Raw genomic sequence first — 21,108 nt, 5'->3', positions numbered from 1 at the left:
CCGGTTCACAAGTGGATCAGTTGTTGCTGGGGAAGCCCAGGTCGACCTTCGAGGTCGAAGGATCGGGCCAGCGGGTCGTGACGACCTTGGAACGAGTGTAGAAGTGCACCGACTCGGGGCCGTAGATGTGGGAGTCGCCGAAGAGCGAATCCTTCCACCCACCGAACGAGAACGAACCGACCGGAACCGGAACCGGAACGTTGATGCCGACCATGCCGGCCTCGACCTCGAACTCGAACTCGCGCGCCGCACCACCGTCACGGGTGAAGATCGCGGTGCCGTTGCCGAACTGGTGATCGTTGATGAGCTGCACGCCTTCCTCGTAGGTGTTGACGCGCACGACCGCGAGCACCGGGCCGAAGATCTCATCGCGGTAGACCGCACTGTCGGTCTGCACGTTGTCGAGCAGAGTCATGCCGGTGAAGAAGCCGTCGCCCTCGAACTGCGCCTCGCGTCCGTCGACGACGACGGTCGCGCCCTCGGCCGCGGCGCCGGCGACGTACGACTCGACGCGCTCCTTCGCCTCGCGGGTGATGAGCGGGCCCATCTCAGAGGCAGGATCGGTGCCGTCACCGATGACGAGCTTCTCCATGCGCTCCTTGATGGCCGGAACGATCTTGTCGCCCACCTCGCCGACCGCGACGAGCACGGAGACGGCCATGCAGCGCTCACCGGCAGAGCCGTACGCTGCGGAGACCGCGGCGTCGGCGGCCATGTCGATGTCGGCGTCGGGCAGCACGAGCATGTGGTTCTTCGCACCACCGAGCGCCTGCACACGCTTGCCGTTCTCGGCGGCGCGCTGGTAGATCGACTTCGCGATCGGGGTCGAGCCGACGAACGACACGGCCTTGACCGTCGGGCTGTCGAGCAGCGTGTCGACGGCGGTCTTGTCACCGTGCACGACGTTGAGCACGCCGTCGGGGAGCCCGGCCTCACGGAACAGGTCGGCGAGGAACACGGAAGCAGAAGGATCGCGCTCCGAAGGCTTCAGCACGACCGTGTTGCCGCAGGCGATCGCCGAGGCGATCATCCACAGTGGCACCATGACCGGGAAGTTGAACGGGGTGATGGCGGCGACGACGCCGACGGGCTGCTTGATCGAGTGCACGTCGATGCCGGTCGAGACCTGCTCATCGCGCTCGCCCTTCAGCAGGTGGAGCAGCCCGGCCGCGAACTCGACGTTCTCCAGGCCTCGTGCGATCTCGCCGGCAGCGTCCGAGAGCACCTTGCCGTGCTCGCTCGTGACGATCGCTGCCAGCTCGGGGGTGCGGTCCTTGAGCAGCTGACGCAGGCGGAAGAAGACGTCGGCGCGCTTCGTGAGGCTGGTCTTGCGCCAGGCGGGCAGAGCGGCGCGAGCGGCCTCGATGGCCTGCTCGACGGTCTCGACCGAGGCGATGGCGAGCTGATGCTGCTCGGCGCCGGTGGCCGGGTTGTACACGGGCTGGGTACGCTCCGCGGCGTCGACCTTCTCACCGTTGATGACGTGGGGGATGAGTGCCATCCGTCTTCCTCTCGTGCTGCGCCCGTTCCAACGGATCAGGCAATGTGTTCGGGATTCAAGCTCCCGCTAAAACCCAGTGTTGCAGCCGTTGTCATACAATGACACCGTCAGTTCGTCCCTTTATTGACGCTGTTTCATACAATCTGTATGAGTACTTCAGAGGAGGATCGCCATGGCCGTGCATCCGCTGCCCCTAGGGCCTGATCAAGCCTCGCTGCCCACCGTCGCCGACGTGCTCTCGCTGCCCGAACTCGTCGCGGGCGAGGCCGCCGTCGTCGCCGGCGAACGCGGTCTCGCCCGCGAGGTGCGCTGGGCCCACGTCGTCGCAGGAACCGGTGCGGTCGCACTGCTCGACGGCGGCGAGCTCGTACTCACCACCGGAGCGGGGTGGCCCACTGACAACTCTGAGCTCGAAGCACTCGCGACTCAGCTCGTCTCATCGGGTCCGGCCGCAGTGGCGCTCGAGCTGGTCTCCAACTTCTCGTCACCTCCCGAAGCACTCGTCGCCGAATGCGATCGCGCGGAGATCCCACTCATCGCGCTGCACCGCGAGGTGCGCTTCGTGCAGATCACCCAGCGCGTGCACCAGAGGATCCTGTCGACGCAGAGCGCTGCGCTGCAGGCTCGCGCCGAGGTCCATGCCATGCTCACGGAGCTCGGCCTGAATCGCAGCCCCGTCGACTATGTGGTCGAGCGCCTCGCCGACACACTCGCCGCACCCGTGGTGCTCGAGGATCCCGCGCACCGCGTTGTCGCCTGGGCGACCGGGGGCACTGCGGCAAGGACAATGCCAACAGCTGCGCCAGCACCGGCACCAACGACACCGACACCGACACTCGCAACACCGCCACTCACGACACCGCCGCTCACAGCACCGACGAGCGACGATCCGGCACTCCTCCTCGCCCCCTGGGCGACGCCTCCGGGAACCGGCTTCACCCCCGACCCGAAATGGGACCGGGTGCCGGTGGAGGCGCGCGGCACCCGCTGGGGGTACCTCACCGCACTGCCCGGGCAACCGCACCCTGCCGGGCGCCGCACCGTGCTCGAACTCGGGGCGTTCGCACTTGCCCTCGCACGTCTGGCAGACACCGAGGGCGCGCAATGGCAGGAGTACGGGTCGAAGCGGATCTTCGAAGCGCTGCTCGGGGGCCGCTACCGCAGCGATACCGAGATTGCGACCCAGCTCGCCGCCAGCGGGCTGCCGGTCGAGGGCCGTGTGCTCCTCGGTGCGACGCTGACCGGCGTCGGCGACTTCGGTGCGCACTCGACACTCGAGCGTGCGGTTCTCGAAACCGGGCTGCGTCGTGCCGTCGCACCGGAGGGTCGGGTGATCATCACGGGTGCGCCCGGCACCACTGGCGACGGCCCGGCCCTGCTCGCTCTCCTTTCGCTCCCCGAGGGAGATCCTCGGATCGGCACCGGCAATGCGCCGCACAGCACCACCCCGCTGCTCGCCGTCCGTCTCGCACGCGAGCTCGACATGCTGATCCCCTCGCCCACACCGGCGTCATGGCGCGCGCACCTGGGCCTCGGCGCACCGGCGCAGCGCGTCCGCCCGCTGGTCGCCTCAATCGAGCAGGTGCGGGCGGCCGGTCGCCTGCCGGCGATTGCGAGCACCGGACGGGTCACCGTCCAGCAAGCGGAGCGTCAACCGCTTGCCTACCTCGTGCGCGGCCTGTCATCGAACCCGGAAGTGCAGGAGTTCGCCACCGAAACGTTGGGGCCCCTCATCGACCACGATCTCGAGCGAGGGCCGGGCCACACGGGAGATCTGCTTCGCGTGTTGGCGGCGTACCTCGAGCATCCGACGAATCGATCTCTCGCAGCGCAGCGGGCGCGCCTATCGCGGTCGGTGTTCTACCAACGCCTGGCCCTCATCGAGGATCTGCTGGCGATCGACCTTACCGATGGGACGACGATCGCGACCCTCTCCGTCGCGCTGCTCGCGCATCGCTGAGCAGGGTTCGCAGGCCGAGCGACGTTCGCGGATCGTCGTATTGCGGACCCCTCCCGGAATCATCATCTGTCGACTACCATGGGCGCAGAGCGACTCACGTGCGGGGGCAGTCTGATGAATGCACAAGGGGGCGGGGGTAGCCCGCTCTCGCCGATCCAATCTCGTCATGCTCTCGCGCGCGACATGCTCGCCCGGGCAAGGGAGGAATCGGGCATGCTGCTCGTCGCCGACGGCCTGCCGGGGTCGGGCAAGACCTTTCTGCTCCGCGAACTCATCGCCGGCGCTCAGGAGTCCTCGGATTGGAGCATCGGTTTCACCCGGGCCGATGAGATCGAGAGCAACGAGCCCTACAGCTTTATCGAACGTTTCATCACCGGTGCGGTGTGCCGGGAGTGGCGCTTCGTTCCCGACGAGCAGACCACCCCGGTCGCAGTCGCACGCGAGTGCGTGCATCGCCTCTCGGCAGGAGCTGACTCGCCACTTCGACTCATCATCGTCGACGACGCCCAGTGGGTCGATCCTGAATCCCAGCGCGTTCTGCGCTACCTCATCCCTCGCATCGTCGGCCAAGGCATCCTGCTCGCCTTCGGCGTGCGAGCCCCGCACACGAGCCCCTCGTTCGGCGAGTTCCTCTGCGCGCTCGGCACCGAAAGCCCCTTCGACAGAACCATCCACCTCGACCCGCTGACTGTGCCCGAGATCATCGCGTTGGCGCATGATCGCCTCGGCATGGGCATCCCGCCCGAGACCGCACAGCGCCTCCTCGATCTCACCGACGGATCGTTCCTCGGCGTCGACAGCGCGTTCTCCGCGCTCACCGAAGACGAGGTCACTCGGCTGCACCTCGCCTACGAAGTTCCGCTTCGCGTCTCGACCACGCACGACGACCTGATCCTGCGCGGATTCCACCAGCTGAGCCCCGCCGCCAGGAGCACCTGCGAAATCGTCTGCCTCGCCGATCACGAACTCACTCGCGCCTCCATCGCCGCAGCGGCACGACTCCTCGGCGAAGCCGTCCACCTCGAGGAATCCGTCGCTGTCGGACTCCTCGACGAATCAGGGTTCGGATCCACGATCCTCTCGAAGCACGCCCTCTTCTCGCGTGCGGTGCGCGACACCGTCCCCACCGAGCGCGCGGCCAGCGTGTACCGCGCACTCGCCGAAGTGACAACAGGGCACCGCTCGCTTCTCCACGCTCTCCGCGGCGCGCGGAGCTGGGACGCGGAGCTCCGCGATCGTGTCAATGCGCACGTCGTGGAGGTGTTGGAGAAGGGAAGCACCGACCAGGCCATCGAAGTACTTCGAGGCGCCCTCGAGGTCGCAACTGCCGGCGAAGATCGCACCGAGCTGCTGGAGAGTCTCGCGCTCATCTATCTGCGCGATAAGGCCGGGTACCGCATGATCGACCTGCTCGACGAAATCGAGCAGCTGCCCGAGAGCATCCTGCAGCAGTTCATCACTATCGTCGTCTCAGCCCATCGCACGGCGCAGACGATGACGATGGAACGGGCGCAACGTTTGCTCATGACGCCCGCGACCACTCCTGAAGAACGCACGATCATCGCGCTCTTCGCGTTCATGGCGGTCATGCTCGGTATGCGCTCCCGCGACGAAGACACGATTACCGCGTTGATCGATCACGCAAAGGCCCTGGTTGCGCAGAGCCCCGCAGACGCGTCTGAGCTGTCGGATCAACGCCTCGCCTGGATGCTGTCACGGCAGGGCCACTCGCTCGTATTGGACTGCTACACCATGGTGCGTCATCAGGTCAGAGGCGACTTCGACGAGGTCCGCGCCATGCTTCCCGAACTCACGCAGCGCATCGAGTCGCTTCCCGATGAACCGCTGAAGATTGACGCGATCGTGTCCGTCGCCGGCGCGCAGGTCGCGGTCGGAGATGCGGGAGCTGCTCTTGCCCTCGCACAGCAGGGCGTCGCCCTGCTCGACCGCGTAGGCGAACCCTGGGCCGCCGGCACTGCCCGCGTGATCTTGATCGACTGCCTCGTGATCCACGGCGACTTCGCTCAGGCCTGGGAGATCATGGACCTGTCGGAGGAATCCCTCCATCGTTCCCTCGACGTCGAGACCCGCACGGCCTGGGCCGCACTCCGCGCCATCATCTCGGCCATCACTGCTCGGGACGGCGTGGAAGAACACCTGGAACTCGCCCGCCGTGCCCAGGTCGACAGCTGGGAAGCCTACGCCCCCGATCTCAGCATCCTCGCCGAATGCGAGGTGGCACGGGTGCGCGGCGACTCTGCGGCCATCCTGCAGGCGACATCGGGAGACTGGGCAAAGCAGCTCAGAGTGCCGCAGCACGGCTTCCTCACGTTCCGGGCGCACGCCCTCATCGACGAGGGGCGCCTCGCGGAAGCTGCCGAACTCGTCCAGCAACTCGCCGAGTGGCGCGGCACGCGCTGGCAGGAGTTCTGGGGGTCGCTCGACTGGCTGCGTGCCCGTCTCGCTCAGGCCGATGGCGATGAGCAGACGGCGCAGTGGCACTACGAATCCGCGGCGCAGACCGAGTTCCCGCTTCCGCGCGCACTCGCGCTCGCGCACTACGGCGACTTCCTCCTGCAGCAGGGGCGTCTGGAGGAGGCCGCTGCTGTGACCGGTTCCGCCGTCCGTCTGCTCGAGGAGATCGGGGCTCACGGTTACCTTCCGACCCTGCTCGACCACCCGGTGGCGCCTGCGGAGGAGCAGCACGGGCCCAAGTCGGTTCGGCTGTCGGTACTCACCGAGCGAGAACAGCAGATCGCCGATCAACTGGCGAAGGGTCGCTCGAACAATCAGATCGCCGAATCACTCGTGGTGTCGGTGACGACCGTGCGCTCTCACGTCTCCAACGTGCTGCGAAAGCTCGGTCTGTCTTCGCGCGGCGAGGTCGCACGGTTCTTCAGAGAGGAACTCGACGGACGCTGAGGCGCAGCGGATCAGCGACGCTCTTCCAGCATGATGTCGTGCAGGCGCTCCAGCAGCTCTCCCCGGCTCGTCGCGCCGAGCCGACTGCGCATACGCGCGACATGATGCTCGACCGTCTTGGGGGAGATGAAGAGCCGCTCTCCGATCGCGCGGTAGCCCTGACCATCGAGCACGAGCCGGCCGACTTCGAGTTCGCGCCGCGTCAGCACCGAAGTCTTGGATTTCGAGACCGCGCTCCGATCATGGTCACGTCCGATCTCCCGCGCGAGCTGCATCATGGCGAGCGAGCGCTCCTGCTGCGGATGCTGCAGCGCGGCTTGCGCAGCGAGACGCGAGGCATCCCAGACGTGCCCGCTCTCCGCGAGTGCACGAGCGCTCCGCTCGACCGAAGTGAAGTCCGTCTCGCCGCGCAACATCTCGAGCCAGGTCTGTCCGGCGGCCGCAAGCGTCGCAGCGTACCGGCTCGTACGGCCGGCCGAGACCAGCGCATTCGCGTGTGGAATCAACGCCGAAGGCTCGTCGGCTGCGAATGCGGCCTGCACACCGTGCCAGTGCAGTGGGGCAGCCCACACCACCGGATTCCCGAGGCCGTCAAGCATCTCCAGAGCACTCTGCACCAATTGCTCGATGCGTAGCGCATCTCGCCCGATGTGCGTGCGCAGGCGAGAGGCGACCACCATCATCTCTCCGAGCGCCAGCAATTCGTACAGGGTGACGCGCAACCCGACGATGCGCCCCCGAATCTTGCGCCAGGCCGCCTGCATCTCAGCGGGTTCCGTACGCCGACGCGCGATCCCCGCGCGCAGACACCAGTACAGCAGGAGGTCACGGTCGCACAGTCGCGCGGGAAAATCCGCATGCTCGATCCCGCTCTCGGCTGCGTCGAGACGGCCCTGCATCATCAGCGCCCACGAACGCAGCAGCTTATGGCGCAGCCTCCCGGCCACCCCTCCGAGGTCCACCTCCAGCGCCCGGTCGAGCAGCACCTCCGCTGTCGTCGGCTCGCCACGACCCATCGCGACGAGTGCCGCAAGGGCTGCGGGAGACTCGGGCAGCAACGATTCCTCGCCGAACGGCGCGAGTGTCGAGATCGACCGCGCGAGCAGATCGACCGCATCGTCGCCTTCACCGCTCAGGCTTTCGAGCAGCCCATCCGCGAGATCGACGATGCCGGCCGAGTAGCTGGTCAGTCCTTCGTTCCCCATGGCGGCTCGCCAGGATCGCGCGGCGTCGGCATCACCGAGACCGACCGCGACGAGCACTGCCCATCCTCCGGCGATACCAATACGCTCCTCACCGACATGCCGATACATCGCTGCCGCACGATCCAACCGCCCGCCCTGGACATGCGCACCTGCCGCGAGCAGCGCGGCCTGCTCACGCGAACTTGCCACATCTGAGACGAGCAGACCTTCCACGAGCGCCAAGACGTGCTCAGGGTAGCCGGCCGCTGCAGCATCGGCGGCGCGCAGCAGCACGAGTTCATCGTCGCTCTTGCCGAGTCCTCGGGCAACGGTCGCGAGACTGCCGGCGACAGTCGTATCGTCCGGGTGATCGGCAACCGCCCGCACCAGCAGGCGCAGCAGTCCCTCCTCGCGGCATCCCGATTCCGCGAGAGCGACGAGGGCCGAAGGGCGCACAGCGCCCGTCTCTGCGGTCAACTCCGCCAGCACCTGGTCGTGGATCTCGCGCACCTGCTCGGTGCTCGCCTCATCGACAATCGGCTCCGGTGATGAGACGCGCAGTGCTCCGTCATGGAGATGCACGAGCCCGGCATCCATGAGCACGGCCAACTCTCGTCTCACGGCCTCATGCGGGCGCGCCGTCCGCCGTGCGAGCTCCCGGGCATCGTACGGGCGGGCAACCGCAATATGCAGCAGCAAGACGCGGCGGTCAGCGTCACGCATCACCTGCGCTTCCTGAGTACTCGAGGCAGTCATCCGAGCACCGCAGTCTTCGGCACTGACAGCGGAGCGGTGTCTTCCGCCCGCTCCATCACGGCAGGGTGCGTAGCCGCGCCCGTATCCGCGTCAGACATCGGAGCAACCGGCACTGCTGCAGTAGGCACCGTTGCTGCCGCCGAGGCTGCCAGCCCAGACGCGAACGGATGCTTCAACGGGTGACCGCGCAGCACGCGCTTGACCGCACCCCAGACTCCGCCCCGCTGAAGCCTTGCCTCCGCCTGATCGGCCTGTGACGCGGCCGCCGCCTCTGCCTCGACGCGAACGGCACGAAGGCGCTCCGCGCCTCTGACCGCTACCAGCGCCGGCTCCTGCGGTACAAGCACTTCCAATCCGAGGTCGGCCGATATGCGCTGCGCCACCATCGGCATCGCGGCAAGCCCGCCCGTCAGGAGCACGGTGTCCGTACTCACCGGCGACCGTTCGAGGGCGGTGCGCAGCAGACCAACCACAGATTCGACCCAGGAGGCGGCAACCTCCTCGAGTTCGGTTCGAGCGAGCAGCACTCTCCCCTGCACACCTGGCAGGCTCGGCAGAATCGATTCTGAAACGCTGCTCGACAACGCCTCGCGCAGCTCTTGACTCTGCCCGAGGGCGACGCGCGCAGCCGCGACAACGTCAGGATCCGACGCATCTACCTCGCACCCGAGGTCTGCAAGACCTGCAACCAAGTGCCGCAGCACGGCTCGATCCAACCATTTCCCACCGTCGCCGTGCACGAGCGCGGGCCGTTGCAGCGCGACGGGAGTACGGTCGCAATCCCGCACAATCGCAACGCTCGTCTGGCAGGCACGCAGTCCCACGACGGCTACCGTGTCGGGCAGCGACTGCGAGACAGCTCCGTAGCCCGATCCTCGAGCTCCCGCCGCCAGGTACTCCGCCACCGCGGCCTCCGCCTCGTTCACCAGAACCGCAGAGACTCCGGCCTCATGGAGCGCCTGCGTCACTTCGGATACCGTACGCCGCGACCACCATCCGGGTACCGCCACTGCCACCGGGTCATCCGGAGTACCGAGACCTCGGGGGTGCACGACGTCTGCGATAGCGCCGGCGTACAGCTTCTGCACCGACACCAACTCGTGTCCGCCTGACTCGAGCCGCACGTAGGGGACGCCATCGGCTATGCGAAGGAGGAGATCGTCGGGAAGGCTCCCCGGCTCGAGCGGCACACGATCGAGCGCTTCCGGCGCCGTTCCCGCGGCGCCCGACTGCGACGGCGCAGTTCGAAGCACCGTGATTCCGCTTGTACCGACTTCGATTCCAGCCATGAGTCCTCCCACCGGACCCCGTGCCACGGGGTCCGCCCCATCGCACGGGCGTCCGCCCCATCGACAGAGTAACTCGAATCGACATGTGACGACCAGGGTGCAATCCCTGATTCTCAGGCTCGAATCCCCCCATCCATCCCCCCATCCACCTCCGCCATCGCAGACGACGATGAGGGTGTATGGGGAATAAGTCAGGGGGCACTCCCCCGACGCCCGATATGCGGAGAACTCGTAGCGTGAACTCAACACCCGTCGAACCGCGGCGGGCGTGCACGACTGCTGGGAGAAGCACATGCCTGTCACCACTGCTGAACTGCTTCAGTTCATCCTGGATCTACTCGCAGATCCATCGAAATCTGCCGACTTCACTGAAGATCCGAGCGGATCACTGGCCGCCGCCGGTCTCGGCGGCATCAGCTGCGCCGACGTCGACGCCATCACACCCGTTATCGCCAACGCCGCACCCGGAATCATCGGAGTCGCCAGCGGAGCCGCATTCGCCACTCCGGCGAGCATGATCAAGAACATCGTCTCGAATGTCTCGGTCAACTCGTTCGAGAACAGCGGATTCCTGCAGAACATCTGGGGCGCCGAAGAGGTCAGCCAGGCGTTCGCCGGCAGTGGCGGGAACGCCCTGAGCGGTGACATCCTCACCAACGACCCGATCGTTCTCGGCAACGGCAACACGGTCGCCTCTGACGATGCTCACGCCGCCGGGCGCGACATCATCCAGAATCAGGGTGATGGCAACCTCGCCCTCGGCGGCGACCAGACCATCGCCCAAGACAACGGAGTGATCTCCGGCGGCGACAGCCTCCTCGGCGGCGACAAGGTCGGCGGCAACAACAACGAAGCCCCGAACACTGGCAACGACAACTCGGTGACCGTCGGCGGCAACCAGAACAATGCCGAGAACACCGGCAACGCCACCGTGAATGACAACTCGGTTTCGGTGGGAGGCAACCAGAACAACGCCGAGAACACCGGCAACGACAACTCCGACAACTCCGACAACTCGGTTACCGTCGGAGACGTCTCAGTCGACCTCTCCGACAACTCTGATCACTCGGACCATTCCGATAACTCGGTATCGGTCGGAGGCAACCAGAACAACGCCGAGAACACCGGCAACGACAATTCGGTCACGGTAGGTGACATCGACCTCTCCGACAACTCCGACCATTCGGTAACGGTGGGCGACATCGACCTCTCCGACAACTCCGACCATTCGGTAACGGTGGGCGACATCGACCTCTCCCAAGACAACTCGGTGGGTGGCGACCTGTGGGAGGACGGCTCGAACGTTGGGGGGATCGGAAACACCGATAACCGCAACTCGGGCAACACCAATGATTCGAACAACACCGTGACCCTGACGGAGAACAACGACGACTCGATTCACATCGGCAGCGTCGCCGTCGATCTGTCGAGTGAGACGGACGAGTCGGTGCATGTCGGCGGCAACCAGAACAACGCTGAAAACACCGGGAATGACAACTCAGTCACCAGCGGCGACACTACCACCGTCGATGACAACTCGGTCAACGTCGGTGATGTCGCGGTTGACCTCTCCGCTGACAACTCGGTGACGAGCGGCGACGCAAACTCCTACGTCGACAACTCGGTCACCAGCGGCGACGCGAATGCCTACGCCGACAATTCGGTGACGAGCGGCGACGCGAACGCTTACGTCGACAATTCAGTCACCGGCGGCGACGTCGTCGACGTCGTGGTTCAAGACAACTCCACCTCCGATTACTCCTACTCCAACGACTACTCCTACGAGGACTCGTCGACGAGCTACGGAGACTACTCGGCGAACAGCGGAGACGTCACCGCGGTCGACGTGGACGTGGACATCCCGGCCTCGTAACCCCGAGCGCGGCGCCCGGGTCCTTCCCCTGAACCGGGCGCCGTTCGATAGGCGGTGCGTGGAGCAACGACGAACAGTCGGCTCCGCGCACCGCCCGACCACATTCCACCGCATCGACATCCCCACTCCGAGGAGCCGGCCATGCACGTAGCGCACGTCTCGCACACCGCACCGCAGTTGGAGGCGATCCTGGCCCGTGTACGGGCGCTCGCAGTGCACAATGGTCGCCAAGACCTCGCAGACCGGCTCGATGGAACTGCTCGTCTGCTCGCGAACACCGATGTGCGTGTCGTCGTGGCCGGGCAGTTCAAGCAGGGCAAAAGCGCTCTCGTGAACTCCCTCGTCTCAGCGCCGGTGTGTCCGGTCGACGACGTACTTGCGACCTCCGTACCGACGATTGTGCGCTGGGGGTCCCATCCGAGCGCGGCACTGGTGACCGAGGTCTCCGAAGATCAGCCCGCGATCCGCACGGAGATCGATCCGCGGCATCTGCGCGAACACGTCACCGATCTGGCCACCGAATGCGGAACGACTGGGCTGCGTGCGGAGATCGCGCTTCCGCGACGCATCCTCGCCGATGGCCTGGTGTTCATCGATACCCCCGGCGCCGGCCGCGCCCAGAGCCGAGTCTCCACCAACCTCACCCTGCTGCCGCAGGCCGACGCCGTGCTCATGGTCTCGGACGCCACCCAGGAGCTCACCGCCCCCGAACTGAACTTTCTGCAGCAGGCCGTCGCACTCTGCCCCCGCCTGACCTGCGTCATCAGCAAGATCGATCTGCAGCACCAGTGGCGCGGCATTACCGAGGTCAACACCGAACACCTCTCCACGGCCGGTATCGACGCTCCCGTGCTCGCGACCTCGGCGCTCCTCGAAGACCTGGGAATCCAGAACGAAGATGCAGAACTCCGCGCGGAGTCCGGCATCCGCGGCCTTGCCGAGCACCTGCACCGAAACGTGCACGCCGACGTCATCGCCGAACGGCACCGCTCCATCGCAGATGAGATCGATGCTGTCGGCGAACTGCTCGCGATGGTGCTGCAAGCCGAGATCGACGCGCTGGCAGATCAATCGGGCGGATCCGAGATCGTGCACGATCTTCGCCAGGCCGAAGAGAACGCCGAACGGCTCACCCGACGCTCTGCCCGCTGGCAGCAGACCCTCTCCGACGGTGTCGCAGAACTCCTTTCCGACACCGAGTTCGATCTCAGGGATCGTCTGCGCGCTGTCAATCGCGAAGCCGACCAACTCATCGAAAGCTGCGACCCTGGCAAGGCCTGGGAAGACATCGGTGCGTGGCTCGCCGAGTCGGTGACCCAGGCCGTCTCCGACAACTTCGTCTGGGCTCACCAGCGCAGCCTCCATCTCGCCGATGTCGTCGCCCAGCACTTCACGCTCGACGGACGGGCAGCGATGCCCGAGCTGTCGCTCTCGGGCACCGAGCAGGCGCTCGCGGCGATCGGCGGACTCGATTTTGTTCGGTCGGGCAACCTCTCGATCGGGCAGAAGCTCATGATCGGAATGAAGGGCTCCTACGGTGGAGTGCTCATGTTCGGCCTCATGACCACACTCGCGGGTATGGCCCTCGTCAACCCGATTTCCGTCGCAGCAGGGCTCATCATGGGTGGCTTCGCCTACCGGCACGATGCCACGCAGCGTCTCGAGCAACGTCGCAACGAGGCGAGAATGGCCGTTCGAAAGCTCATCGACGAGGCGATCTTCCAGGTCGGCAAGGAGTCTCGCGATCGGATGCACAAGATCAGGCGCGTGCTCCGCGACCACTTCGTCTCCGTCGCCGAGAACTTCAAGTCGTCGCTCGGCGAGTCGGTGCGGAAGGCTCGGCAGGGCGCCGCCCTCCCTCCGAGCGATCGGGAGCGACGGGCCGAAGCCGCGAAAGCCGAGCTGCAGGAGATCCGATCCATGTGCTTGGAGGCAGCCAAACTCGTCGGTGCGACACCCGAGCCGGAGCCCACTCGAGTCGAGGAATGGAGTCGCTCATGACCGATTCGATCCCGCACGGATCCTCATCGTTCGGCATCACACCTCGCGACGCGATGGATTCCGCCCGCAATCTCCTCTCGACCGCGCGCATTCGGTATGTGGATCGGCCAGACGTGCTCGTAGAGCTCGATGCCCTCAACGAACGCCTCGATCAGCCGCTCAGGATCGCGCTCGTGGGGTCCGTGAAAGCGGGCAAGTCGACGCTGTTGAACGGACTGCTCGGCGAACGCATCGCTCCGACTGACTCACGCGAATGCACCCGCATCGTCACCTGGTACCGCTACTCCGCTACTCCGCGGGTGCAGGGCTGCCTCGCCGATGGCGAAACGGTGACTCTCCCGGCCCGACGTCAGCACGACCGACTCGAACTCGATCTCGACGGGCTCACCTCCGAAGACTTCGAACGGCTCGAGGTCTCGTGGCCGGCCCCCGGCACGCGCGGCATCACACTCATCGACACCCCAGGGATCGCCTCGATCTCTCAGGATGCGTCGCATCAGACCAACCGCTTCCTCCTCCCCGAGCAGGGGGCAGCCGGTGCCGACGCCGTCGTGTACCTGTTGCGGTCTCTGCACGAGTCAGACGTGCGGTATCTGCGGTCGCTGCACGACCGTACACGGCACGGGAACGCGTCCATGGGGTCGATCGCGGTGCTCTCGCGCGCCGATGAGCTCGGAGCGAGCCGCCTCTCGGCAATGCTCACCGTCAATCAGGTGGTCGAGAAGCTCCGCAATGCCCCGGAGGTCGCGGGAGTCTGCGAAACGATCGTGCCCGTCGCCGGGCTGCTGGGCACGGGTGCGATGACGCTGCGCCAAGCAGACTTTACCGTGTTCCGGAATCTCAGCGAGCAGTCTGCAGATGCGTCGAAAACCCTGCTGGTCAGCGCCGAGCGCTTCATCGCAGCACGAGACGCAGAACTGCCCTCCGAGCAGGTACGTGCCGATCTCGTCGAACGCTTCGGCATGTACGGAATCCGGCTCGCCATCGCTGCGTTGCGCGGCGGCATCGACAACGCCGTCGATCTCGCCGCGGAGCTGCTCCGGCGCAGCGGCCTCGAGGAGCTGCGGCGCGTCATCGATGTGCACTTCACCCAGCGGCAGTCGGAACTCAAGGCGCACTCCGTGGTGTTCGCCCTCCACCAGCTGCTGCGACAGCACCCGACCCCCGGCACCGAGCAGTTGCTCCTGCTCACCGACGAGCACATGGCGGCAGCGCATACCTTCACCGAGATGCACCTCGTGGGGCGCATCGCCGGTGGGCGTCTCGACCTTCCGGCTGACCTCTCCGCCGAGCTCGAACGGCTCGTCGGCGGTCGCGGCGCCGATATCGCTGTACGCCTCGGTGTCGATCCCGAGTCCATAGGTGCCGATCCTCTCGCCGTCGCTGCTGCTTCTCACTCCGTCGGCACCGATCCCCAGGCTATCGACGATGATGCACTGCTCGGCATGGCCGTCGCACACCTCGCGAGATGGCGCGGGCTCAAGGACAACCCGCTTCTCGACAGCGAAACGCTCAGGGCGTGCGAGATCGCCGAGCGGAGCTGCGAGATGATGATCCTGGAGCTGATGCATCGGTCGAGTCAGGAGCCTGCTGCACCAATGGAATCTTGCGACGCTCCTCGGTCTGACGCGACCAACGCGTGACGCGCGGCAGGCACAGCAGCACCGCGGCAACCAGCGAGGCGGCGAGGAAGCCGCCGATGAGCGGGGCATCGTACGGCCCGCCGCTCCCGACGATGAGCATGAGCAGCGCGACCGGAATCGCCAGGACGGTGAAGATCACGAAGACGGTCCGCGCGATCACGCTTCGACGCACCAGCACGGTTCTGACGCTGAGCAGCTGCCCGCAGGCCAGTACCGCCCCAGCGGAGTAGAGCACGATGAGCATGATGTTCGCAGCCCGCTCAATATCAGATCCGTCGTAATCGTCGGCGATGTCCTCGGGCAAGGCGTCGATCACCGCGTCTCTGATACCGTCGAAGCCCAGCACCGAGAGCACGATCATCGCCGCCAAGCACAGCGTGCCGACGATCACCAGCCCGAGTGCGATCAGCACCACCCGAGGCCTAGGGATCCTCTGCTCTTCCGGCAGGTTCGACTCGATCGTGGGGCGCTCGGGCACCGTCGCCCTGGCCGATTCCCATGTGGGTTCATCGGAGAGGCTGTCGGATCGCCCGATCTCGGTCATCGTGCCGCCTCGATCGCGAACTCCAGCTCATCCGGGCCGGGCATCGATTCCTCTCCGTCGGTGCTCCGCACCACTGTCGCGCCCTCCACCCTGACGGTGGGCGTAGAGCTGACGTCAGCCGCAGCGGCCGCATCGAGCGCCTCCTCGCCCCACGGCTCGAAAGTCATATCCTCAACACAGCCATCGATGTCGTCAGCGCCGGCCTTCTTCGCGAGCTCGATGAGCCTCACGTTACTCAGGCCCTCCCCGCCCTGCTCAGGCTGATGTTTCAGCAGCAGGTCGTGCATCGAGGCGTAGGCGGCGACCCCTGCCTGATCGGCGACGCAGGCAGCTGCGTTGGCCGCGCGGCGCGCGTAGTCATCGGTCGAGGCCGAGTTGAGGAAGGCGATCGGGTGGTAGGTGAGGGTGATCACGCCATCGGCCACCTGCTCGGCCAGGAAGTCACCCGACTGCTCCTGGAAGATCTTGCATGATGAGCACAGGAAGTCCTCGTACAGGTCTACGTCAACCGGGTCGTCTTCGGGTGCGTCGCCACCGGCGAGCTCCGGGGTGAGTACGAAGCCGTACTCACTGTTCGCATGCTCGGGGGCTTCCGCATCGCCGCCCGAACGTAACTGAAACCAGGCGAGCGCGCCCACGCACGCCACTGCGAACACGGCGACGAACGCGATTCTTGCTGCACGCCGCTTCCCGTGCCCGTGCAGATGATCGTTTCGGATCTTATCGGCGAGCTCCCGACGGTCCACGGCTCCTTCGCCCACTTGGTCCTCCCCCTGCACCTACGGGCTTCATGCTACACCGCAGGTGCCGTCAAACGGACGGAATCTCGCGGTTCCAGAGCGCCGAGTAGTCGTGGCCGAGCTCGCGGACGAGGCGCCGCATCGCCGGCAGCGACAGGCCGATCACGCAGCTCGGAGCTCCCTCGATGCGCTCGATGAAGGCGCCGGCGAGACCGTCGATCGCAAACCCGCCGGCGAGCTTCAAAGGTTCACCCGTCGCGACGTAGGCCTCGAGCTCCGCATCGGAGACATCGGCCGACAACGTGACGGTTGCAGTGTCGACGGATCCGGCGGCGGGTCGACCGGTCGCCTCTACCACGTCTGTCGCGTCCGCCACGTTGACTGCTTCTGCCGCAGCTCTCGTCTCTGGCGTCGCTGCGGTGCAGTCGATGACCCAGTGCCCCGAGTGCAGCACACCAGTCGTGCCCCGGTGCTGCTTGGCTCGGGCGAGCGCCACATCGGGTACATGCGGCTTACCGAGAATCTCACCATCGAGCAGAAACGCGGAGTCCCCTCCGAGCACGAGCCCACCACCGAGCGCGGCAATGTCTGCGGCGTGCCGACGCACCACATCCTCCGCCTTCAGCCGACCCAGGTACTCGACGAGCTCGGGGGCGCTGAGCGCCCTCCCCAGCTCGGTCTCGCGCGCGGCGACCTCGGCCGCTTCGTCAACCTCAGGCGAGAAGCAGATCGGCTCGATTCCGGCTGCGCGCAGCACAGACAAGCGTGCGGGTGAGGTGGAGGCGAGGATCAGACGCATGCCGCCAGCCTACGGCGTGCGGCGCCGCAGGGTCGCTGCGGCGAGCGCCAGCGCGAGGAGGGCGACCGCGGCGATCACGATGAGCGGCGCTCCGAGATCCCACCCCTCATCACCGGCCGTAACCGCATTCACCGCGTCGACGGCGTAACTCAGCGGCAGCCAATCAGAGATCACCCGCAGTGCGTTGGGCATCTGGTCTCTCGGCATCAGAAGTCCGCCGACAAGAATCTGCGGAATCACCACCAGCGGCATGAACTGCACCGCCTGGAACTCGGTGCGCGCGAATGCACTCGCCAGCAGGCCGAGTGCGGTGCCGAGCAGTGCATCGAGAACGGCGACGAGGCCGAGCTGCCAGACCGGACCTGCGACCGTCAGCCCGCAGACGATCACCGCGTATCCGACGGTCACGACTGCCTGCACGACCGCGACGAGCCCGAATGCGAGCGCATACCCGCCGATGAAGTCGGCCTTGCCGAGCGGAGTCGTCATGAGACGTTCGAGGGTTCCCGATCGTCGTTCGCGCAACGTGGTCACCGATGTGACGACGAACATGAGGATGAACGGGAAGAGCGCGAGAATCGGCCCGCCCAACTGATCGAACACCCCTGCCTGGTCGCTGAAGAGCCAGGAGAACAACCCGACGAGCAACGCGGGTGCCACAAGCAGCAGCACGACGGATCGCGGATCATGCGACAGCTGCCGGAGCACTCGGCCGGCGACAGCGAACAGACGCACCGGGTTCATCGTGCACCTCCGCTCTCGATGATCCTGAGAAACGCAGATTCAGGATCGGCCGCCCCTGTCGATGCAAGCAGTTCGTCCGGAGTCGTGTCGGCAACGATCGCGCCATCGCGCAGCAGGATCAACCGGTCGCAGCGGAGGGCCTCGTCCATGACGTGGCTACTGACGAGCAGGGTGGCCCCCGATTCTGCGAGGCGTTCGAAGATGTCCCAGAGCTCAGCCCGGAGCACCGGATCAAGACCAACGGTCGGTTCGTCGAGCACGATGAGTTCGGGATCACCGAGCAACGCGACCGCGAGAGACACCCGATTGTGCTGCCCGCCCGAGAGCGCATCGACGCGCCGCCCGGCCTGGTCGCCGAGCGCTACGAGATCCATCACCCGCTCGGCGTCCTTCCGTGGCACCCCGAGCGCGCGTGCGAAGAAGCGCAGGTTCTGCACCACTGTGAGGTCGTCGTACACGGAGGCGGCCTGCGTCGCGTATGAGACGCGGTGGCGCAGCGCCCGGGCGCCGGCGGGCAGGCCGAGCACCCGCACCCGTCCACGCACTCCGGCCTGCGCTCCGGCCTGCGCTCCGACGACGGTGCGCAGAAGCGTTGTCTTGCCGCAGCCCGACGGTCCGAGCACACCGGTGATCTCACCCGCAGGAAGCCTGAGGTCCAAGCCATCGAACACGGCGTGGCGCCCGCGTGACACCGCGAGGTCCTCGACTTCCACCGCCGCACTATTCATCATGTAATGAATTTATGTCGGCGGATCGCCGAGGTCAAGGTCTCGGTGGGCTCGGTGGGCTCGGTGGGCTCTGCGGGCCTGTGCTCGTGGATCTCCTCTCCTCATCCTCCTCTCCTCATCCTCGCCTCTCCTCATCCTCCTCTGCCCTCTTCCCTCGCCTTTCTGCTCTCCCTCCGCCTCAGCAGATAGATATGGGATCAGCACGTAGATATGCCAAAAATCGCTCAGACGGCATATCTACGCGCTGATCCCATATCTACGTGTCGAGCGCACCGGACTACCCGACCCGCGCCGAGGCCGTAGCGTCACCTACTCGCTGCCGCGCCGGACGGCCGCACCCGGCTGCCGCACCGGCAGCTCGAAAGCGCCAGCAGGTCAGCGCGGCGAGGCGTCGGGCACCACGTCCCCGAAGAAGTAGCGCTGGATGGTCGGACCCACGAGGCCCACCAGATCCTCGATCGAAGCATCGGCCAGTGGCTGAACCCGCAGTACGTAGCGCATCATCAACATCCCGGCGATCTGCGAGGCGACGAGCTCCGCCCTCAGCTCGGCGGCGGGCCCCTCGAGCCGCTCAGCAATCGCGAGTTGCTCGGCGACCCGCGGCAGCAGCTCTTTCGTCAGGAAGCCCACGATCAGGGAACCGCCGAGACCGCTCCCGACTGCGGTGCGCAGCAGCAGCACACCCCGACGGCGCACCTCTTCTCGTTCGAAGCTTTCGAGCACGAACCGGATGATCCGCTCCCCGACCTCATCGCGGGGCCCTCTGAGAATCATCGGCACGACAAGATCGGGGCGGATCGGCACCCCTGACGCCTCGGCGAAGAGATCGGCTTTGGTGCCGAAGTAGTGGTGCACGAGAGCGGAGTCGACCCCTGCGCGGGCCGCGATCGACCGGATCGTGGCTCCCTCGTATCCGAGCTCTCCGAACTCTTCGACGGCGGCCGCGAGGATGCGTTTTCGCGAATCGGATCGACCTTTCGGTCGCCCGCGTCCCCTCGGCTTCGTCATGCCCTCAGCCTATTCGGCCGCGATTCGGCTGTGGCGTCATCATTTGAGCAGACGCCTGGGCCGGTGCGATGGAAGAATGGAGACCATGGCATCATCCGCGCACGGCGCATCCTCTTCGCAGACCACCGCACCGCTCGCCGTCGGCGACGTGATCGAGCTCGACGTCACTGGCATCGCCCACGGCGGTGTGAGCGTGGCACGCCATGACGGGCGGGTTGTGTTCGTCGCAGACGCGATTCCGGGTGAGCGCGTGCGCGCCCGCGTGACTGAGGCGAAGAAGAAGTCCTTCGCCCGCGCCGTCACGACCGAGGTGCTCGACGCTTCACCCGACCGTCGCGAGCACGTCTGGGCCGAGGCCGGCGTCGAGCGCGATCCCGAACAGCGCCCCGGCGGCGCCGAGTTCGGGCACATTGCTCTCGAGCGTCAGCGCGCGTTGAAGGCCGAGGTGCTCGCAGACGCGATGCAGCGCTTCGGGGGAATCCCGCGTGATGAGCTCGAGGCCGACTTCGACCTCGTCGTCGAAGGAGTGCCCGGCGATGACGAGTCGAACGGGCTCGGCTACCGCACTCGTGTGCGCTTGCACGTCGACGCCGAGACGGGGCTCGTCGGCCCCTACGCGGCGCGCAGCCGTCGCGTAGTTGAGGTCGCTTCGCTGCCCCTCGCGAGCGAGGGTGTCAACGTTATCGCTCCGCTCGGGGAGCACATGCCTGATATCGCTGCGATCGACGTGATCGATCCGAGCGGTGGCGATCCTCGTCTCCTCATGTCTCTACCCGGTTCGAAAGAGCGCGCGGGCGAGAACGACCGTGTGCCCGAGGCCGTGGAGGATCGCGGATTCCTCGTGCGGGCCGGCGGATTCTGGCAGGTGCACCAAGGAGCACCCGCCGTGCTGTTCACCTCGGTGCGCGATGCGATCTCGTATCTCGTGGAGGCGGGGCGCGTTGATGCATCCGCGGCGAATCTCGATCTCTACGGCGGCGCGGGTCTGCTCGCAGCAGCCATGGCGGAGGCTGCCGGACCTGCACTGAAGGTGACCACTGTCGAGGCCGACCCGGGCGCGACCGACGACGCCGCAGAGAATCTTTCGGAGCTGGTGGGAGCTCTCGCGGTGACGGCGAGGGTGGATCGGCACCTCGCCGACCTGCTCCGCGCTGCACCGCCGGTGCGCGAACGGCTGCGCCGCGCGACGGTGGTGCTCGATCCGCCGCGCTCAGGTGCCGGCGGTGACGTGTGCGCGCAGCTCGCAGAACTCGCGCCCGCGAACATCGTCTACGTTGCGTGCGATCCGGTCGCACTGGCCCGTGACACGAAGACGCTGCGCGATGCAGGCTACGAGCTCACGGGGTTGCGTGCTTACGACCTCTTCCCGCACACTCACCACTTCGAAACGATCGCGCTCTTCGAACGGGCGTAGGG

The 21,108-nt window shown here is 66.4% G+C and carries 14 protein-coding genes; 6 read left to right on the top strand and 8 right to left on the bottom strand.

What is annotated here, in order from left to right; translation table 11 throughout:
* Window positions 1–16: 16 nt before the first annotated feature.
* Entirely contained in the window at window positions 17–1,501 is a 1,485-nt protein-coding gene (locus ACUYV6_RS01730) for a CoA-acylating methylmalonate-semialdehyde dehydrogenase (RefSeq protein WP_449276921.1), read from the bottom strand.
* Between the two features lie 172 nt (window positions 1,502–1,673).
* On the opposite strand from ACUYV6_RS01730, the gene ACUYV6_RS01725 reads away from it, so the two are divergent.
* Together ACUYV6_RS01725 and ACUYV6_RS01720 are read left to right on the top strand one after the other, a co-directional pair.
* Entirely contained in the window at window positions 1,674–3,461 is a 1,788-nt protein-coding gene (locus tag ACUYV6_RS01725) for a PucR family transcriptional regulator (protein ID WP_449276920.1), read from the top strand.
* Between the two features lie 213 nt (window positions 3,462–3,674).
* Window positions 3,675–6,383 carry a LuxR C-terminal-related transcriptional regulator gene (locus ACUYV6_RS01720; RefSeq protein ID WP_449276919.1) on the top strand — a complete coding sequence of 903 codons (2,709 nt, stop codon included), beginning with the start codon at window positions 3,675–3,677 and terminating at the stop codon, window positions 6,381–6,383.
* An 11-nt stretch (window positions 6,384–6,394) separates the two neighbouring features.
* Here the strand turns inward: ACUYV6_RS01720 and ACUYV6_RS01715 are convergent, their stop codons facing one another.
* Together ACUYV6_RS01715 and ACUYV6_RS01710 are read right to left on the bottom strand one after the other, a co-directional pair.
* A complete protein-coding gene (locus tag ACUYV6_RS01715; RefSeq protein ID WP_449276918.1) occupies window positions 6,395–8,323 on the bottom strand; it encodes a LuxR C-terminal-related transcriptional regulator in 1,929 nt (642 codons plus the stop codon).
* Window positions 8,320–9,612, bottom strand: a complete 1,293-nt coding sequence (locus ACUYV6_RS01710; RefSeq protein ID WP_449276917.1) for an Hsp70 family protein — start codon at window positions 9,610–9,612, stop codon at window positions 8,320–8,322. The genes ACUYV6_RS01715 and ACUYV6_RS01710 overlap by 4 nt, the downstream gene beginning before the upstream one ends.
* A gap of 292 nt (window positions 9,613–9,904) precedes the next feature.
* Between ACUYV6_RS01710 and ACUYV6_RS01705 the strand changes: the two genes are divergently transcribed.
* From ACUYV6_RS01705 to ACUYV6_RS01695, 3 genes are all read left to right on the top strand, one after another.
* On the top strand, window positions 9,905–11,485 hold the full coding sequence (locus ACUYV6_RS01705; protein WP_449276916.1) for an IniB N-terminal domain-containing protein: 1,581 nt from the start codon (window positions 9,905–9,907) through the stop codon (window positions 11,483–11,485).
* Between the two features lie 141 nt (window positions 11,486–11,626).
* Window positions 11,627–13,486 carry a dynamin family protein gene (locus ACUYV6_RS01700; protein ID WP_449276915.1) on the top strand — a complete coding sequence of 620 codons (1,860 nt, stop codon included), beginning with the start codon at window positions 11,627–11,629 and terminating at the stop codon, window positions 13,484–13,486.
* Window positions 13,483–15,129 carry a dynamin family protein gene (locus ACUYV6_RS01695; RefSeq protein WP_449276914.1) on the top strand — a complete coding sequence of 549 codons (1,647 nt, stop codon included), beginning with the start codon at window positions 13,483–13,485 and terminating at the stop codon, window positions 15,127–15,129. The genes ACUYV6_RS01700 and ACUYV6_RS01695 overlap by 4 nt, the downstream gene beginning before the upstream one ends.
* A gap of 540 nt (window positions 15,130–15,669) precedes the next feature.
* Here ACUYV6_RS01695 and ACUYV6_RS01690 read toward each other — a convergent pair.
* The 5 genes from ACUYV6_RS01690 to ACUYV6_RS01670 form a co-directional block, all read right to left on the bottom strand.
* Window positions 15,670–16,434: a DsbA family protein gene (locus ACUYV6_RS01690; protein WP_449276913.1), complete on the bottom strand. Its 765-nt coding sequence runs from the start codon at window positions 16,432–16,434 to the stop codon at window positions 15,670–15,672.
* 49 nt (window positions 16,435–16,483) lie between these two features.
* Window positions 16,484–17,212 (bottom strand): Maf family protein, encoded by a 729-nt coding sequence (locus tag ACUYV6_RS01685; RefSeq protein WP_449276912.1) that lies wholly within the window; start codon window positions 17,210–17,212, stop codon window positions 16,484–16,486.
* Between the two features lie 9 nt (window positions 17,213–17,221).
* The gene (locus ACUYV6_RS01680) at window positions 17,222–17,956 is read right to left on the bottom strand and encodes an ABC transporter permease (RefSeq protein WP_449276911.1); all 735 of its coding nucleotides are present in this window, start codon (window positions 17,954–17,956) and stop codon (window positions 17,222–17,224) included.
* Window positions 17,953–18,684, bottom strand: a complete 732-nt coding sequence (locus ACUYV6_RS01675) for an ABC transporter ATP-binding protein (protein WP_449277139.1) — start codon at window positions 18,682–18,684, stop codon at window positions 17,953–17,955. Before ACUYV6_RS01675 ends, ACUYV6_RS01680 begins: the two co-directional genes overlap by 4 nt.
* Window positions 18,685–19,059: 375 nt before the next feature.
* A complete protein-coding gene (locus tag ACUYV6_RS01670) occupies window positions 19,060–19,692 on the bottom strand; it encodes a TetR/AcrR family transcriptional regulator (RefSeq protein WP_449276910.1) in 633 nt (210 codons plus the stop codon).
* Window positions 19,693–19,777: 85 nt separating this feature from the next.
* Between ACUYV6_RS01670 and ACUYV6_RS01665 the strand changes: the two genes are divergently transcribed.
* A complete protein-coding gene (locus ACUYV6_RS01665; RefSeq protein WP_449276909.1) occupies window positions 19,778–21,106 on the top strand; it encodes a class I SAM-dependent RNA methyltransferase in 1,329 nt (442 codons plus the stop codon).
* The last annotated feature ends 2 nt before the right edge of the window (window positions 21,107–21,108 follow it).

Source organism: Leucobacter sp. GX24907 (assembly GCF_053567335.1).
This window is presented reverse-complemented; position numbering and strand designations above follow the sequence as displayed.